Origin of the sequence: Devosia oryziradicis, assembly GCF_016698645.1 — a bacterium.
GTDB lineage: Bacteria > Pseudomonadota > Alphaproteobacteria > Rhizobiales > Devosiaceae > Devosia > Devosia oryziradicis.
The window spans coordinates 1,556,312-1,570,880 of record NZ_CP068047.1; the positions used below are offsets into that span (position 1 = coordinate 1,556,312).

At 63.8% G+C, this 14,569-nt stretch carries 18 protein-coding genes; 8 read left to right on the plus strand and 10 right to left on the minus strand.

Annotation, left to right across the window (positions count from 1 at the left end):
- Positions 1-2 precede the first annotated feature (2 nt).
- Both JI749_RS07810 and JI749_RS07815 read right to left on the minus strand, forming a co-directional pair.
- Positions 3-728 carry a sulfotransferase-like domain-containing protein gene (locus tag JI749_RS07810; RefSeq protein ID WP_201661872.1) on the minus strand — a complete coding sequence of 242 codons (726 nt, stop codon included), beginning with the start codon at positions 726-728 and terminating at the stop codon, positions 3-5.
- Positions 725-1,654: an aminotransferase class IV gene (locus JI749_RS07815; RefSeq protein ID WP_201661875.1), complete on the minus strand. Its 930-nt coding sequence runs from the start codon at positions 1,652-1,654 to the stop codon at positions 725-727. The genes JI749_RS07810 and JI749_RS07815 overlap by 4 nt, the downstream gene beginning before the upstream one ends.
- A gap of 136 nt (positions 1,655-1,790) precedes the next feature.
- Here JI749_RS07815 and JI749_RS07820 point away from each other — a divergent pair, with 136 nt between their 5' ends.
- The 3 genes from JI749_RS07820 (at position 1,791) to JI749_RS07830 (ending at position 3,132) form a co-directional block, all read left to right on the plus strand.
- Positions 1,791-2,186, plus strand: coding sequence for a YciI family protein (locus JI749_RS07820; RefSeq protein ID WP_201661878.1), 396 nt, complete (start codon positions 1,791-1,793; stop codon positions 2,184-2,186).
- Positions 2,186-2,797, plus strand: coding sequence for a glutathione S-transferase family protein (locus JI749_RS07825; RefSeq protein WP_201661881.1), 612 nt, complete (start codon positions 2,186-2,188; stop codon positions 2,795-2,797). The genes JI749_RS07820 and JI749_RS07825 overlap by 1 nt, the downstream gene beginning before the upstream one ends.
- Before the next feature lie 62 nt (positions 2,798-2,859).
- Entirely contained in the window at positions 2,860-3,132 is a 273-nt protein-coding gene (locus JI749_RS07830) for a DUF2277 domain-containing protein (RefSeq protein WP_201661884.1), read from the plus strand.
- A 3-nt stretch (positions 3,133-3,135) separates the two neighbouring features.
- Here JI749_RS07830 and clpS read toward each other — a convergent pair whose 3' ends face one another.
- Positions 3,136-3,441, minus strand: coding sequence for an ATP-dependent Clp protease adapter ClpS (gene clpS, locus JI749_RS07835; RefSeq protein WP_201661887.1), 306 nt, complete (start codon positions 3,439-3,441; stop codon positions 3,136-3,138).
- Between the two features lie 90 nt (positions 3,442-3,531).
- Here clpS and JI749_RS07840 point away from each other — a divergent pair, with 90 nt between their 5' ends.
- Positions 3,532-3,705: a DUF1328 family protein gene (locus tag JI749_RS07840; protein WP_201661890.1), complete on the plus strand. Its 174-nt coding sequence runs from the start codon at positions 3,532-3,534 to the stop codon at positions 3,703-3,705.
- An 8-nt stretch (positions 3,706-3,713) separates the two neighbouring features.
- Here JI749_RS07840 and JI749_RS07845 read toward each other — a convergent pair whose 3' ends face one another.
- The 4 genes from JI749_RS07845 to JI749_RS07860 form a co-directional block, all read right to left on the minus strand.
- Entirely contained in the window at positions 3,714-4,181 is a 468-nt protein-coding gene (locus JI749_RS07845) for a GNAT family N-acetyltransferase (RefSeq protein ID WP_201661893.1), read from the minus strand.
- A 64-nt stretch (positions 4,182-4,245) separates the two neighbouring features.
- Positions 4,246-5,781 carry a permease gene (locus tag JI749_RS07850; RefSeq protein WP_201661895.1) on the minus strand — a complete coding sequence of 512 codons (1,536 nt, stop codon included), beginning with the start codon at positions 5,779-5,781 and terminating at the stop codon, positions 4,246-4,248.
- Complete coding sequence (locus JI749_RS07855) at positions 5,778-6,521, minus strand: ABC transporter ATP-binding protein (protein WP_201661898.1); 744 nt, start codon at positions 6,519-6,521, stop codon at positions 5,778-5,780. Before JI749_RS07855 ends, JI749_RS07850 begins: the two co-directional genes overlap by 4 nt.
- A gap of 384 nt (positions 6,522-6,905) precedes the next feature.
- On the minus strand, positions 6,906-7,337 hold the full coding sequence (locus JI749_RS07860) for an organic hydroperoxide resistance protein (RefSeq protein ID WP_201661901.1): 432 nt from the start codon (positions 7,335-7,337) through the stop codon (positions 6,906-6,908).
- A 116-nt stretch (positions 7,338-7,453) separates the two neighbouring features.
- Between JI749_RS07860 and JI749_RS07865 the strand changes: the two genes are divergently transcribed.
- The gene (locus JI749_RS07865; protein ID WP_201661904.1) at positions 7,454-7,903 is read left to right on the plus strand and encodes a MarR family winged helix-turn-helix transcriptional regulator; all 450 of its coding nucleotides are present in this window, start codon (positions 7,454-7,456) and stop codon (positions 7,901-7,903) included.
- Between the two features lie 7 nt (positions 7,904-7,910).
- Here the strand turns inward: JI749_RS07865 and JI749_RS07870 are convergent, their stop codons facing one another.
- Positions 7,911-8,627, minus strand: a complete 717-nt coding sequence (locus JI749_RS07870; protein WP_201661907.1) for a ribonuclease T2 family protein — start codon at positions 8,625-8,627, stop codon at positions 7,911-7,913.
- A gap of 43 nt (positions 8,628-8,670) precedes the next feature.
- Positions 8,671-10,647 (minus strand): bifunctional 2',3'-cyclic-nucleotide 2'-phosphodiesterase/3'-nucleotidase, encoded by a 1,977-nt coding sequence (locus JI749_RS07875; protein ID WP_201661910.1) that lies wholly within the window; start codon positions 10,645-10,647, stop codon positions 8,671-8,673.
- 288 nt (positions 10,648-10,935) lie between these two features.
- Between JI749_RS07875 and ypfJ the strand changes: the two genes are divergently transcribed.
- Genes ypfJ through JI749_RS07890 form a run of 3 tightly spaced genes read left to right on the plus strand, consistent with a single transcriptional unit; the run spans position 10,936 to position 13,258 of the window.
- Entirely contained in the window at positions 10,936-11,865 is a 930-nt protein-coding gene (ypfJ, locus tag JI749_RS07880; protein ID WP_201661913.1) for a KPN_02809 family neutral zinc metallopeptidase, read from the plus strand.
- A 23-nt stretch (positions 11,866-11,888) separates the two neighbouring features.
- Positions 11,889-12,698: a neutral zinc metallopeptidase gene (locus JI749_RS07885; RefSeq protein ID WP_201661916.1), complete on the plus strand. Its 810-nt coding sequence runs from the start codon at positions 11,889-11,891 to the stop codon at positions 12,696-12,698.
- Between the two features lie 47 nt (positions 12,699-12,745).
- Positions 12,746-13,258, plus strand: coding sequence for a cupin domain-containing protein (locus tag JI749_RS07890; protein ID WP_201661919.1), 513 nt, complete (start codon positions 12,746-12,748; stop codon positions 13,256-13,258).
- Here JI749_RS07890 and carA read toward each other — a convergent pair.
- The gene (gene carA, locus JI749_RS07895) at positions 13,255-14,460 is read right to left on the minus strand and encodes a glutamine-hydrolyzing carbamoyl-phosphate synthase small subunit (RefSeq protein WP_201661936.1); all 1,206 of its coding nucleotides are present in this window, start codon (positions 14,458-14,460) and stop codon (positions 13,255-13,257) included. The two genes, JI749_RS07890 and carA, sit on opposite strands and share 4 nt — an antisense overlap.
- Positions 14,461-14,569: the final 109 nt, after the last annotated feature.

The following is a 14,569-nucleotide window of genomic DNA, read 5'->3' on the forward strand; positions in this document are numbered from 1 at the left end:
GCTCACGCCTTGTGCGCGGCCATCGCCTCGTAAAATGGCCGCGCCTGGTCGGCGATAACACGCAGACGGTCGGGCAGGGTGATGGCCTTGTCGTCGGGTGGCGCGAAGCCGGTGCTCTCGAAGATGGCCCCATACCAGTGCGGCGCCCAGACTCCGTCGTCGGGATGCTGTCCCTTCGGCCAACTGAGCATGGCCTTGGAAAACGGCAGGTCGATCGCCGCGCAGAGTGCCGACAGGGCGCGGTGCGGATCGCGGCGTACATCCTCGGAGTCGACGACGACCGGCGGCTTGCCTGTTCGTTGGGCGACACGGTCGAACAGCCTGGCCTGCTCAGCAAAGCCGATATCGCGCAGGGCGACCTCTTCGCGCTTCTGCGCATAGGAGGCAAGCACCCGTTCAGGGCTGCGCAGCAGGAAGACGTTGGTCACGTGGTCCATCCAGTCGAGCGGAAAGCCCTCGATCATGTGATGCGCCATGTGCTTCTGGTACCAGACCGTCTTGCCAGACGGCACGGGGCCAAGCATGTCGGCTGCGACCTCGTGCGGGTCCTGTGGCTGGCTGGCAAGCACTTCGGCATTCATCGGATGGACGATGCCGGTCGCCGCAAGATAGGCCGCGTAAAACGGCTCGTCGCTGACGGCACAGTCACCTCGGGACGAAAAGGCCCGCATCATCGCGGTCGACAGGTTGCGCGGCCCCGACCACATGGCAATACGGCGGATGGTCATGGCCGATAGATCTCCTCTTCGATCAGTTCTCGATACAGCTCCTGCAGCCGCAGTGTCATCTTGCCTGGGATCGGGCCTGGGTCGGTCAGCGGATGGCCCATGCGGCGGCCATCGACCTCGCGCACCGCGGTCAAACCGGCAAAGGTGCCGGTGACGAAGGCTTCGTCGGCGCCATAGACGTCGGTCAGTGAGAAGTTCTTCTGCCGCACGGTGATGCCGGCGCGCTCGGCCACGCGGATGATGTTGCCGCGGGTAATGCCGCCCAGGCAGTAGTCGCCGGTCGAAGTCCAGACCTCGCCGCGGCGCACGATAAAGAAATGCGTGGAATTGCAGGTCGCAACAAACCCCTGCGGATCGAGCATCAGCGCTTCGTCGGCCCCGGCCTTGGCCGCCTGGATGCAGGCCTGGATGCAGTTGAGCTTGCTGTGCGAATTGAGCTTCTGGTCCTGCATATCAGGCGCCGTGCGCCTGATGGTGGAGGTGAAGAGCGAAATCCCATCCGGCTTGGGTGAGGGCGCCTTGTATTCGGGGATGATGACGATGGTCGCGTCACCGATGGTGACCCGCGGGTCCTGGTACGGCGTCGCCTTGATGCCGCGCGTGACCATGAGGCGGATGTGGACGCCATCGGTCATGCCATTGGCCGCAAGGCAGTCGAAGATGCGCGTGACCAGGGCATCGGGCGTCAGGCCGACCGAAAAATCCAGAGCCTTGGCCCCTTCATAGAGCCGCTCGAGATGCGCCCACAGGAAGGGTATCCCGCCTTGGTGCAGCCTCAGTCCTTCCCAGACGCCATCGCCGAGCACGAAGCCGGAATCAAAGACCGAGACGACGGCCTGGTTGCGCGGCACCAGCGTATCATTGACCGCAATCAGGATATCCGCGTTGCGGAGGTCATCCGCATAGGCATGCACGCCGTAAGCCATTCCAGCACCACTACAAGTTCGATGCGCCACTGTCGGCGTTCGCCGGCCAATGGGCAAGACAGGCAGAAAAATTCTGCGCATCATGTCGATCCGACCCTGATGGCGTCGACTAGATGCATCAGATGGAGGAATGCCCATGAAATATCTCTGCATCGTCTATGCCGGCACTGGCGCCGCGAGCCTGAGCGAGGCGGAAGGAACCGCCATCAAGGATGCCTGCATCGAGGGCGACAACGCGCTGTTCGAAGCCGGCAAGCTCTATATGGCAAGCCCGCTGGAAGGGCCGGCAAACGGCGCGCACCTGCGTCAGGTCAACGGCAAGACAGTCCGCATCGACGGACCCTATGCCGAGACCAAGGAACTGGTCGCCGGCTTCATGGTCATCGAGGCCGCCAACCTGGATGAGGCCGTCGCCATTGCCGCACCGGGTCCACTCGATGGGCTGGTCAGCATGGAAATCCGGCCGCTGCGGGACGAGACGCATAGCGTGACCGGGCAGGACCGTTCCGCTTTCTTCACGCGGAGGTCGTGATGGTCGAGCGGCAACTCTACTACACCCACAACATCAACCCCCGGGTCGCCGTTGCGGTGGCTCGCCATCTCAAGTCGCCGGTCGAGCTCATTCGCTACGAGCCCATGGGCAAGGACCGCGACGCCTTCCTGTCGCTCAATCCCAATTCGTTGGCGCCCCTGCTGGTGGAGGATGGCAAGCCGTTGTGGGAGGCCGACGCCATCGCGCTGCGCCTCGCGCGCCTCGCCGGCGGCGAATTCTGGCCCGACGATCACGCTGTCGACATCATGCAATGGGTGAGCTGGAGCGCTCATCACTTCACCGTCGCAGGTGCGGGCCTCGTCTGGCACAATCATACGGCAGTGGCCTGGATGGGGCCGCCAGATCCCGCCGTGGTTGAGGGCATCGAAGCCGACTTCCACCGCTTCGCCACCATTCTCGATGCTGCCCTGGCGGATCGTCAGTGGCTGGTGGGCGACCGTCTGACATATGCCGATTTCCGGGTCGCATCGGCGCTGCCCTATGCGCAGCGCGCAAAAATCCCAGTGGGCGGCTATCGCTATATCTTGGCCTGGCATGACCGGCTCAACGCGATTGACGCCTGGCGGGACCCGTTTGCTGGCCTCGCCTGATTGGCTTGGCGGGAAACATCGCTGCGGTGTAGCGTTTCCCGCCAGAGACCGGAGTTCCGCCCATGTGCCGTAACATCAAGCCGCTGTTCAATTTCGAGCCACCAGCCACCCGCAACGAAATGCATGATGCCGCGCTGCAGTTCGTGCGCAAAATCTCGGGCTACAGCGTACCGTCCCATGCCAATGAAGCGGCGTTCCACGAGGCGGTGGAGGATATCGAGAAGGTGGTGCGCAAGCTGCTCAAGTCGCTCGAAACCAATGCCCCACCTAGGGATCGCGAGGTCGAGGCGGAGAAACGGCGTGAGAAATCCCGCCTGCGCTTCGGCACGGCGTGAGGGCTACTCCTCAGGCTCCGTGCTGAACAGCAGTGGAAAGCCGTGCTGGCGGGCAAAGTCGGTGGCTCGTGTCGCCTTCTCCTCGGCAATTTCCTTGGTGAAGACCGCGACCACGCAGGCGCCCTTGGTATGCGCGGTCAGCATGATCACGCTGGCCTGGGCCTCGGGCACCCGAAATTCCGCCTTGAGCAGCCTCACCACGAATTCGCGTGGGGTATAGTCGTCGTTGAGCAGGATCACCTTGTGCAGCGGCGGCTTGGCCGGCTTCAGGACTGTATCGGTGCGTTTCTTGGTATCGGTGTCGGCCATGCTGGCCTCCGGGGCGAATGGCGCAGCATCACGGAACGGCCGCGATGCCCTGGCGTTAGGGAAGCAAAGCGGACCACCAGGGGTCAAGTCATGCTGCAACTGTTGATCATTCTCGTCATCGTCGCCGTCGTTTCGGGCGCGCTTGGCTTTACCCGCCTGTCGGCTGGCGCCGCAACGCTGGCCAAGATCATCTTCGCCATCATGCTGATCGGCATCGTCCTGCTGATCATACTGGCCTTCATGGGCATCGCCATCCTGTTTTAGCCGTCTGCCTAGAGCATCAGCTTGAAGCCTTCATGGCTTTTGCTAAAGCCGAGCTTCTCGTAGAACCGATGAGCGTCCACGCGCACCTTGTTGGAGGTGAGCTGGATCAGCCCGCACCCAGCCTCGCGACAGTGTTCAATCGCCCAGGTCACCATCTGGGTGCCCAGCCCCGAGCCGCGCTGGTCGGAGCGGATATGGACGTTTTCCAGCAGGCCGCGCTTCATGCCAAACCGGGGCATGCCGGGAATGATGGTGATCTGGATGGTGCCGACCACTTCGCCATCCTTCTCGGCCACGACAAGCCGGTGTTTGGGATCGGCGCTGATTTCATCGAAGGCGGCACGGTAGCGCGGATCATCGAGCGTCGCTGGGTCGAGCGGCGGCGTGTCGTTGCCGCGGGCATCGCCAGCGTGGCTCAGGGTGACGATGGTGGCGATATCGGCCGGCTCGGCATCGCGGAAGCTCAACTGGGACACTGCATCCTCCTTCAGATGCCGCCTTGGTGCAATTGATGGCGGCACCTGTCAACCAATCGGCGAACTAGGCGCGGCGCGGGCTGATCAGCTTGGCCACTACCAGCACCAGCAGGGCAATCGTGGCGGGGGCGAGTGCCAGCCAGCCGCCACCGCCTGCCACCAGCGCACCGGTGCCGGCCCACATGATCGAGGCAAAGGCTTCGCTCAAGGTGGCGGCTCGCGATGCGACCTGGCGCCGACGGAACATGGAGCGCTTGGCGACGACGCGGAACCAGAGCTGGATTGCGGTCGCCGATCCGGCCGAGAGTGTGGCGAAGATGGCCGTCACCAGCGCCATGCCGGGTGAGGAGAGAGCCATCAACAGCAACAGCGGCGTCAGCACGACGGCAATGACCGTAAGCACGGCCTCGATCTTGGCGATCAGCACGGTGCGTGGCGCGACCGGCGCGGTGACCACCAGGTCATGGGCGTCTTCGCCCGATATGGCGAGCCAGGCCAGCCCGCCGGCGAGTTGCCCGGCAGCCATGACCAGCACCGGAACGACAACGACAAAGGCGCCGGCATCGCTGCCGAAATTGAGCCATAGCAACAGGGCCGGCGGCGCGAGGTAGAGAATCTGCATCAGCGTCTGCGACAGCAGCCACGGATCGCGCTGCAGCAGCCGCCATTCCTTGAGGCGCAGAACGTGCCGCTGCGAGGCCGACCGGAATGCGCGGGCGGACGGTTTGCGCTGGCTGGCAATATGATTGAGTCCGGCAGCAGAGATGGCAAGCCGCGCATAGCTCGACGCCGATATGGCAATGGCCAGGACCAATGCGCCCAATGCGATCCCGAGCATGACCAGAAGCGCGGTCATATCCCCCATGGCTGCCTTGGCGGGTAGCCAGATCGGACTATCGAGCCCGGGCGCAGCATTGATGACGGCATCCGACTGGAACACCGCCAAACGCGAATAGTCGCCATAGTAGAGGATGGCGGCGCCCTGTACGCCGATGACGAAGCCGGCGCCGATGACGGCGGCGACGATCTGCGAGATGAAGCGGGTCTGGCGCGGCCCGACCAGCTTGAACAGGGCCATGGTGATGCCCACGGACAGGGCCGTCGAGATCGCCGCCATGGCGATCACCACGCCATAGGCGGCCAGCCAGCGCTGTCCGTCGAACAAAGCCAGCATGTTGATCAGCGGGCTGGCCAGTAGGGCGGTCAGGGCGACGCTGCTCAGCGCCACCGCCCCTGTCCGCACCGCGAACAGGCGTTGCGACGAGGCTGGCGAGGATAGGATCAGGTCAAGGTCGGAACGGCCGTAATAGATGCGGGTCACGGCTTCCAGCGCCTGCGACAGCATCACCGTCCAGAACAGCAGGCCCGTGCCGGTCAGCATGACGAGGCTCTGCGCGTCAGAGCCAATGCCGCCCCTGGCCCAGCGCGCCACCAGGCCATAGGCCAACAGATGCAGCACGACGGCGACGATGCCCAGAAAAACCACGAGGCCGAAGCCGCGCTTGCGGCTGCCGCCTGTCATCATGGCCACAAGCTCGCGCCAGGCCAATGTCAGTTCGTGGCGGGCAAACCAGGGCAGCGAGGCCGGGGCAAGGCTCATGCGACTTCCGCGCCCGCTGCCACGAGGTCGAGAAAGATGTCCTCAAGGCTCGATTCGCGGCCGATGCGTGCCCGCAGGTCCGCCAGCGTGCCCTCGGCGATCAACCGGCCCTGGCTGATGACGCCAATGCGCTCGGCCATGCGTTCCGCGACTTCCAGAATATGGGTGGTCATGATGACGGTAACGCCCGAGCGCACCTTGTCCAGCAGCACATCCTTGACCTGGCGGGCAGAACCGGCGTCGAGGCCGGTCAGCGGTTCGTCGAGGATGATCAGTTGCGGGTCATGCACCAGGGCGCCGGCCAGGGCTACCTTCTGGAGCATGCCCTTGGAGAAGCCTCCGCACAGGTCATTGGCATGCGGGCGCAGGCCGAGCCAGTCAATCAGTTCATTGGCCTTGGCCTGGGCCGCGCGACCGTCGATCTGCCAGAGGCCGGCGACGAATTCGAGATACTCCATTGGCGTCAGCCGGTCATAGACCATCGGCTCGTCGGACACCCACGCCACGACGCGCTTGGCGGCGACGGGATCGCGCTGCGCATCGATGCCGAAGATGGCGATGTCACCAGCGTCGGGTCGCAACAAACCGGCGACCATGCGCAGGATGGTGGTCTTGCCCGCGCCATTGGGACCGAGCAGGGCATAGAACTCGCCGGCACGGATTGTGAGGTCGAGATCGACGACCACCGGCCGGTCGAAGCTCTTGGTCAGGCGTGAAATGGCGAGGGCAGGGACGGTCAAGGCGTCGCTCCGGCGGAAGGGCAAGAGTCAGCCTATGCTGGCTGCCTTTCCCGGCGATGAATCGCCAGCGTTAAGTTTCCCGTATTCAGGCATACCGATCGAGCAGACGAAACGCGGGGTCGGCGACAGAAACCCTACTCGGACGCTCGCGATCAGCCAGCGCGCCGCCGAATGCGACCGCAGGCACTTCGCCCCTGGCCTCGGCCGGGTCAATGTTCCTCTTGGCCGCCGAGAGCCGTTGACCGTGATCGGACGTGGATAGTCGGTGCTGATGGCCATGCGAACTCGCTGGACTGTTGTGCAGTCTATTCGAAAGAGCCGCAGACAAGGTTACGGCCGCCTGGAGGTCCGGGCGGCCGCGACAATTCATGGTTCACAGATGGTTTAGAGAACGGTCAGCGTCACGTCCACATTGCCACGGGTGGCGTTGGAATAGGGGCAGATCTGGTGAGCCTTGGCCACAAGATCTTCGACCTGCGCGCGCTCGAAGCCGGGCACCTTGATCTTGAGTTCGGCGGCGATGGCAAAGCCCGGGCCCTTGGCGTTTTCGCCGAACGAAACGTCGGCGTCGATGGTGGCTTCATCGGGGATCTTCACCTTTTCGCCGCGCGCCACGGCCTTGAGGGCGCCAAGGAAGCAGGCCGAATAGCCGATGGCGAAGAGCTGTTCCGGATTGGTGCCGGCGCCGCCATTGCCACCCATTTCCTTGGGTGTGTCCAGCGTCACCGACAAGCGGCCGTCATCGGTTGCACTGGTGCCGGTGCGGCCACCGGTGGTGTGGGCATGGGCGGTGTAGACGGCGGATTTGATGGTCATGGAAAGCTCCTTTGGCGGGTTGAAATCATCGGCGTGAAAATTACCTAGCGCACAATTGAATTGTGTGCAATAGAAAAATGCATGCTAATTTGCAGTTGGAAACGGAAGGTGAGCACATGACCGAGCAGGCTGATCCGCTCAAACTCGATTCGATGCTGTGCTTTGCGGTCTATGCTGCCGAGCATGCCTTTACCCGCTTCTATAAGCCCAGGCTGGATGCGCTTGGCCTAACCTACCCGCAATACCTGGTGTTCCTGGTGCTGTGGGAAAGTGATGGCCTGACCGTCAAGGCGTTGGGCGACAGACTGTTCCTCGATTCCGGCACGATTACGCCCTTGCTTAAGCGGCTCGAAGGCCGCGGCCTGTTGCGGCGCCAGCGCGATGAGGAAGACGAGCGCCAAGTTCGCATCTATCTAACCCCCGAAGGTCGGGCGCTGCGGGCGAAAGCCATGGCAGTGCCGCTGGCCGTAGGCGAAGCGTTAGGGGGGGATCCCGCCGCCGGTGACGCCCTGCGTCAGAGCCTCCATCAGCTGCGCCAGCGACTGGACGCGGCTCTGAACGTGTAAGCCCGGGCTATTGAAGGCCCACCGCATCTACCTCGCCGGCGTCGCAGCCACCGTCAGTCGGGCGGGCGTCCTGCAGGCGGTCGGCGATACTGGCGGGTCCGTCAATGTCACCGGTCAGGCCGATCGTCAGTTCGCTGATCAGCCGCCTGCTGCCATCCTCGACGCAACTGACGCGCACGCGCTCGCCTGCTCCCGGACCGAAAGCGGCGTCAAAAGCGGCGCGAATCTCGGTCTGCGTCAGGCGCTGGCCGATCGAGCCGGCGAAAAGCCCGGCCACCGCGCTGTTGTTGATTGCATCCAGCATCGCCAGTGAATCAGCGAAATACCCCTCCGCGTCGCCGTCGTAGCAGGTGCCGTGCTTGATCCATTCGTGACGTTCCAGGCCCGATTGCGTGCCGGGCATGGCGACTTGCAACTCGGCCCAAAGTTCACGAGAGAGTTCGGGTGCCGGCAGTCGGTCCCAATCGCCATCTTCGTCGATGCGCACAGTCGCTTCATCCACCCCGCAATAGTCGCGTGAGCGGGGCTGGGGCCACAAGCCGTGCAGGGCGAAATGGCCAGCATCGAACCGGTCTTCCGTCTGGCTTTCGCATTCGGGCTTGTTAGGCCGGGTCTCGCAGAAGGCCGGCTGCCAGCTGATGGCAAGCACGAATTGCGTGCGCTCCTGCGCCTGCGTGGGCGAAGCGAGCAAAGCGAACAGAGCGGCAGCGGCAGCCAGGCGCATGGGGTACCTCGGAGAAAGGGGCGGCCATGGCCGCCCCGGTAGTTTAGAGCGTGATGCGATAAAGACCAAAGCCGTCGGCGTTTGTCTCTCCTGTCGCCTCGATCTTGACCGCCGTCACGTCGGCCAGGTGCTCGGCCGCCTTCGGCCCGGTGGCAAAGAGCACTGTGGTGTCGCCGATGGGGGCGAGGGACCAGTTGCTGTCGGCCTTGGGGTTGATCGTGCCGTTTTCGACGATGAAGCGGACAATCAGGTCGCGGTTGGTGTCAGGACCCTTGAAGACGATGTGATCCGCCCCCGTGCCTGGGAACGAGCCGCCGCCGCCAGCGCGGTAGTTGTTGGACGCGATGACGAACTTGGCCTCCGGATCGATCGGTGCGCCCTCGAACTGGAGGTCGACGATGCGGTTGGCGTCCGGGTTGGTCACTTCCTTGCCGTCGCTCGAATATTTGGAGGGCTGGGTCAGGTCGATCTTGTAGGTAATGCCGTCGATGACGTCGAAATTGTAGGACGGGAAATCCGGGTTGATCAGCTCGGCATCCTTGGCGCCTTTTTCGACCTGGTTGAAGATGCCGGCGGAACGCTCCAACCAGTCCTTGACCTCGGCGCCCGTCACGACCAGCGCCTGGATGGTGTTGGGATAGAGGTAGAGGTCGGCGACGTTCTTGATCGCCACGGGACCGACCGGCACGTCGGTATAATATTCCGGGCCGCCACGGCCGCCGGCCTTGAAGGGAGCCGCGGCCGACAGGATCGGCAGGCTTTCCCATTCGGTGCCCTTCATCATCTGGGCGACGTACCAGGTCTGGGCCTGGCTGACGATCTGCACGGACGGATCGTCGGCCACCAGCGCGAAGTAGGAATGGAGCGGTGCCGAGGTTTCGCCAACGGCACGGCGCACATATTCGAGCGTTTCGTCATGCTCGGTCTGGGCGGCAGCCTCCACTTCGGGCTCGCTTTCAACCAGGGCATTGACCTTGCCGTCGACACGCTCGGAGATCGGCCGTGCCTCGGACGTGTGCGACACCACCGTCCACTTGCCATCGGCGTCCTGTTCGAGCAGCAGGTCGATGAGGCCCATATGCGAGCCCCAGAAGCCAGCCATCACGGCAGGCTTGCCGCTCAGCGTGCCGGCTTCGATGTCGGCGCCTTCGACGCCTTCATAGTCCGGGCCCGGGAAGACCAGATGCTGGTGACCGGTCAGGACCACGTCGATGCCATCGACGGCGGCCAGCTGCAGGGAGGCGTTCTCGGCGCCGGCCACCTGATCGGCCGCAATGCCGGAATGGGACAGGGCGACGATGATATCGGCGCCTTCTTCCTTCATCTTGGGCACATAGGCCTTGGCCGTCTCGACGATGTCGCGGGTATTCACCTTGCCGGCGAGATGGCTGGCGTCCCAAGTCATGATCTGCGGCGGCAGGAAGCCGATGAGGCCGATCTTGATGGTCTTGGTGGCACCCGAACCGTCGGTCAGTTCCTTTTCGACGATCAGGTAGGGCTGGATATAGGTCTCGTCGCTGAGCGGATCGGCAGCCAGTTCGCCGCGCACCAGGTTGGCCGAGACAAAGGGGAAGTTGGCGCCCGACAAAGCCGTGTCGAGATAGTCCAGGCCATAGTTGAATTCGTGATTGCCCAGCGTGGCGGCTTCGTAGCCAAGCGTGTTCATTGCCGCGATGATGGGGTGGACGTTGTCTTCGAGCCCCTTCTCGTAGGCGATGTAGTCGCCCATCGGGTTGCCCTGGATGATATCGCCATTGTCGACCAGCATGGAGTTGCCGGCTTCGGCCCGAATGGCCTCGATCAGCGATGCGGTGCGCGCCAGGCCCATGGTCTCGTTGGGGGCGTCGGCATAGTAGTCATAGGGGAACACGGCGACATGCAGGTCGGTGGTTTCCATGATGCGCAGATGCGCCTGGTTGGCCTGCGCCAATGCAGCAAACGGGTGCATGGCGGCCATGGCCCCGATACTTGCAGAGCCGGCAAGGAAGGTGCGTCGAGAAATCTTGGGCAGGAAATTCATGTGGTGTCTCCCTGAAGCGTTCATGTGCTGAACAGGTCCGGGGGCGCCGCGCTCCCGAACGGTGGACCCGCGGGTCCGGCGTGTCGCTCCGCTGGAGCGCGCATGCTCATGCCGCCCATAGGTGACGCTGGGATGACGGCAGTGGAGCGAGGCTAGGGAATTTTGACCGGGCGGTCAAATTGTGACCTCGGGCGCTGACTGGCGGGTGCCACTTTCGCATCGACGCAGGAACCGATTGCATCGATCCGGCTTGTTGCTACGCTGGGGACAATTCGGAGAACACAGACCATGAAATGGCGCGGCAGGCAGCAGAGTTCGAACATTGAGGACCGACGCAGCCAAGGCGGTTTTGGTGGTGGCTTTGGCGGCAGCCCATTCGGGCGCGGCGGTGGCGGCATCCGCCTGCCCACGGGCGGCGGCGGATCACGCGGCGGCATCGGCAGCATCATCGGTATCGTGGTGGTGCTGGGCATCATCTGGGCTGTGACCGGCACCAACCCCATCGATATTTTGACGGGCGGTTCGAGCAGCGGTGGCAGCTCTGCCACTTCATCCAGCCAGGTGCCGACAACGGGCGAACAGGCCGAATTGCGCGATTTCGTCGGCGTGGTGGTCAAGGAGACCGAGGACCTGTGGACCGGCGTGTTCCAGGCTTCGGGCGAAGATTATCCGGAACCGACGGTGGTGCTGTTCAGCAACCAGGTCAACACCGCCTGCGGCGCAGCCGATTCGAGCACGGGTCCGTTCTATTGCCCCGGCGACCAGAAGGTCTATATCGACCTCGCTTTCTATGACGAGCTGCGCGAACGGTTCGGCGCGCCGGGCGATTTTGCGCAGGCCTATGTGCTGGCCCACGAGATCGGCCACCACATCCAGAACATCACCGGCGTCCTGCCCGAATTCAACCAGCGCCGCCAGGCGATGAGCCAGGAAGAGGCCAACGCCTATTCGGTGCGCGTCGAGCTGCAGGCCGATTGCTATGCCGGGGTCTGGGCCAACTATGCTGGCCAGGAAGACCTGCTCGACAATGGCGACGTGGAAGAAGCGCTGAACGCGGCCAACCAGATCGGCGATGATACGCTGCAGAAGCGGATGCAGGGCTTTGCCGTGCCAAAGACGTTCAACCACGGCACGTCGGCGCAGCGGAAAACCTGGTTCGAACGCGGTTATCGCTCTGGCAATCCATCCGATTGTGATACGTTCTCGGGTAACGTGTAACGATACAATCGGCGGAAAGCATAGTGTTGGGTATCCCTGAGAGCGTGATGCCGCATGTGCGGCGGTTCGGCTTTTCCGGTGTCATCGCGCTTGGCGTGGTGGTGGTGATGATCTTCGGCATCAACCCGGTGACGGTGCTCACCGGGCAGGTTGCCGAGCCATTGCCGCACACCACGCTGACGGCGCTCGACGCGATCGCCAAGGGCGAGGGCAAGCCGGAGGATCTGGTGGGCGCGGTAGAGCGCGAGGCCAACGGCTTCTGGGAGCGTGCTTTCCGCAGCGCGGCGGTCTACTACCCGCCCGTAACCCTCAAGATGGTTCCCTCCAGCACCGAACTCGGCTGTGGCATGGCCGGGTCTGCGGTGGGGACGTTCTATTGCCCGCAAGACAAGACAGTCTATGTCGACATGGCGGCCTATGGCGACCTTGTCGCGGCCTTTCCCGAGCAGGGCCACAAGGCCGAGGGCTACCTGATCGGGCTGGCCTATGGCCACCACGTATTGGCGGCGCTGGACCAGTTTGCGACGCTGGACGGGCTTACGGGCGCCGACCGCGCCAGCCGCGAACAGCAACTTGGTGCCCGTGCCGCCTGTTATGCGGGGGCCTGGACCAAGTGGGCGGGGCTCGAGGAACTGCTGGACGATCCGCAAGTGGTTCGAGCCATCGATTCCACCGATACAGGCAGCGATGTCGCGCAGATGCCCTCGCGCGCTACGATTCCCCGGGCCATGACCCCACCCAGCCCCGCCTATCGGCAGCATGGCTTCGACCTTGGCTACGCCATTCCCGCAGCGGGTAGCTGCCGTGACGAAAAGATCGGCGCCCCGATCTGAACGCCTGCCGGGCTCCCGCGTTGTCTTAGCCAGCACGGGAGCATGCCATGATCGGGAATTTGAGCGGCACGAGTTTTGAGTATTTTGCCGATGACGGGCGCTTCCCCAATTCGGCGCTGCCGGTGGTGATTTACCGGCAGGCGGTAGCGCCCGACCAAGCTTCCGCCGAGGCGCTGGAAGCCCTGTTCGACGGCAATGGTTGGCCGAGCCAGTGGCGCGCCGGGGTTTATGATTACCACCACTACCATTCGACGGCCCATGAATGTCTGGGTGTCGCGAGCGGCTCGGCGACGCTGCAGCTGGGTGGCCCCGGGGGGCGGGAGTTTACCGTAAGCCCAGGCGATGTGGTGCTGCTGCCGGCCGGCACTGCCCACCGGCGCCTCAGCGCGGATGCGGCTTTCCTGATGGTCGGCGCTTATCCGCCCGGCCAGAGCTGGGATATTCTACGGGGCGATCCGGCTGATCGGCCCGAGGCCGACCAGCGCATTGCCAGGGTCGCGCTGCCCCAGACCGATCCGGTTGGCGGGCAGGGCGGACCGGTCCTCGAGAAGTGGCGCTAGGCCGCCGGGGCGGCGTGCTCAGGCAATGGGTCCATGCCTTTCTGGGCGCGGACGTGATTGAGGAAGCGCGTGAACAGGTAGTGGCTGTCGCGCGGCCCGGGACTGGCTTCGGGGTGGTACTGCACCGAGAAGATGGGCTTGCCATCGACCGAAAGCCCGGCATTGGACTGGTCGAACAGCGAGATATGGGTCTCGGTCACGCCGGCCGGCAGGCTCGACTTGTCTACGGCAAATCCATGGTTCATCGAGGTGATCTCGACCTTGCCCGTGGTCAGGTCCTTGACCGGATGATTGGCCCCGTGGTGGCCCTGGTGCATCTTGGAGGTCGTGCCGCCCAGGGCCAGGCCAAGCAATTGATGGCCAAGGCAGATGCCGAAAACCGGCTTGCCTGACTCCATGAGCTTCTGGATCGTGGGCACGGCATATTTGCCGGTCGCCGCCGGATCGCCAGGGCCATTGGAGAGGAAGATGCCATCGGGATTGTGCGCTAGCACGTCCGCAGCCGTGGCGGTGGCGGGCACGACCGTGACCTTGGCGCCCTGGTCGGCCAGGCAGCGCAGGATATTGCGCTTGGCGCCGTAGTCGATGGCCACGATGTGGAAGTCGGCATTCTCGACCTTGCCGTAACCCTTGTCCCAGGCCCAGCCGGTCTGGTCCCAGTGGTAGGTCTGGGCCGTCGTGACCTCCTTGGCGAGGTCGAGACCCTCAAGGCCAGGGAAGGCATTGAGCTCGGCCTTGATCGAAGCTTCGTCGAACATGCCCGACGGCTCATGGGCGATTACCCCGTTGGGCATGCCATGCTCGCGAATCTTTGCCGTCAAAGCGCGCGTGTCGATGCCGGCAATGCCCACGATATTGCGCTTCTTGAGCCAGGCATCGAGCTTTTCGGCGGCGCGATAGTTGGACGGATTGGTGATGTCGGCCTTGAGCACGACACCCCGGACGCCGGAAAGCGCAGCCATATTGACTGTCTCAATGTCCTCATCGTTGGTGCCGACATTGCCGATATGGGGGAAGGTGAAGGTGATGATCTGGCCGGCATAGGACGGGTCGGTCAGCACTTCCTGGTAGCCGGTCATGGCGGTGTTGAAGCACACTTCGCCGGCGGCGTGACCCACGGCGCCGATGCCGCGGCCTTCCAGGCGCGTACCGTCTGCGAGGATCAGAAGGGCGGTCGCGGGGGATTGCTGCCAGCCGGTCACGGTGGGCCTCCAAGGGTCAGGGGATGTCGATTGAGGCTTCTCCTTAGAAGCCCGGGCGGCGCAGCGCAAGTGGCGCACACGGCTTATTGTGCCTATATGGGGCCAACAA

Excerpts from the sequence above, each read along its gene's own strand:
- JI749_RS07875 (WP_201661910.1), bottom strand. The coding sequence starts at position 10,647 with ATGAATTTCCTGCCCAAGATTTCTCGACGCACCTTCCTTGCCGGCTCT.
- JI749_RS07815 (WP_201661875.1), bottom strand. The coding sequence starts at position 1,654 with ATGGCTTACGGCGTGCATGCCTATGCGGATGACCTCCGCAACGCGGAT.
- JI749_RS07810 (WP_201661872.1), bottom strand. The coding sequence starts at position 728 with ATGACCATCCGCCGTATTGCCATGTGGTCGGGGCCGCGCAACCTGTCG.
- JI749_RS07870 (WP_201661907.1), bottom strand. The coding sequence starts at position 8,627 with ATGCGCCTGGCTGCCGCTGCCGCTCTGTTCGCTTTGCTCGCTTCGCCC.
- JI749_RS07860 (WP_201661901.1), bottom strand. The coding sequence starts at position 7,337 with ATGACCATCAAATCCGCCGTCTACACCGCCCATGCCCACACCACCGGT.
- ypfJ (WP_201661913.1), top strand. The coding sequence starts at position 10,936 with ATGAAATGGCGCGGCAGGCAGCAGAGTTCGAACATTGAGGACCGACGC.
- clpS (WP_201661887.1), bottom strand. The coding sequence starts at position 3,441 with ATGGCCGACACCGATACCAAGAAACGCACCGATACAGTCCTGAAGCCG.
- JI749_RS07865 (WP_201661904.1), top strand. The coding sequence starts at position 7,454 with ATGACCGAGCAGGCTGATCCGCTCAAACTCGATTCGATGCTGTGCTTT.
- JI749_RS07850 (WP_201661895.1), bottom strand. The coding sequence starts at position 5,781 with ATGAGCCTTGCCCCGGCCTCGCTGCCCTGGTTTGCCCGCCACGAACTG.
- JI749_RS07825 (WP_201661881.1), top strand. The coding sequence starts at position 2,186 with ATGGTCGAGCGGCAACTCTACTACACCCACAACATCAACCCCCGGGTC.
- JI749_RS07820 (WP_201661878.1), top strand. The coding sequence starts at position 1,791 with ATGAAATATCTCTGCATCGTCTATGCCGGCACTGGCGCCGCGAGCCTG.
- JI749_RS07840 (WP_201661890.1), top strand. The coding sequence starts at position 3,532 with ATGCTGCAACTGTTGATCATTCTCGTCATCGTCGCCGTCGTTTCGGGC.
- JI749_RS07830 (WP_201661884.1), top strand. The coding sequence starts at position 2,860 with ATGTGCCGTAACATCAAGCCGCTGTTCAATTTCGAGCCACCAGCCACC.
- JI749_RS07890 (WP_201661919.1), top strand. The coding sequence starts at position 12,746 with ATGATCGGGAATTTGAGCGGCACGAGTTTTGAGTATTTTGCCGATGAC.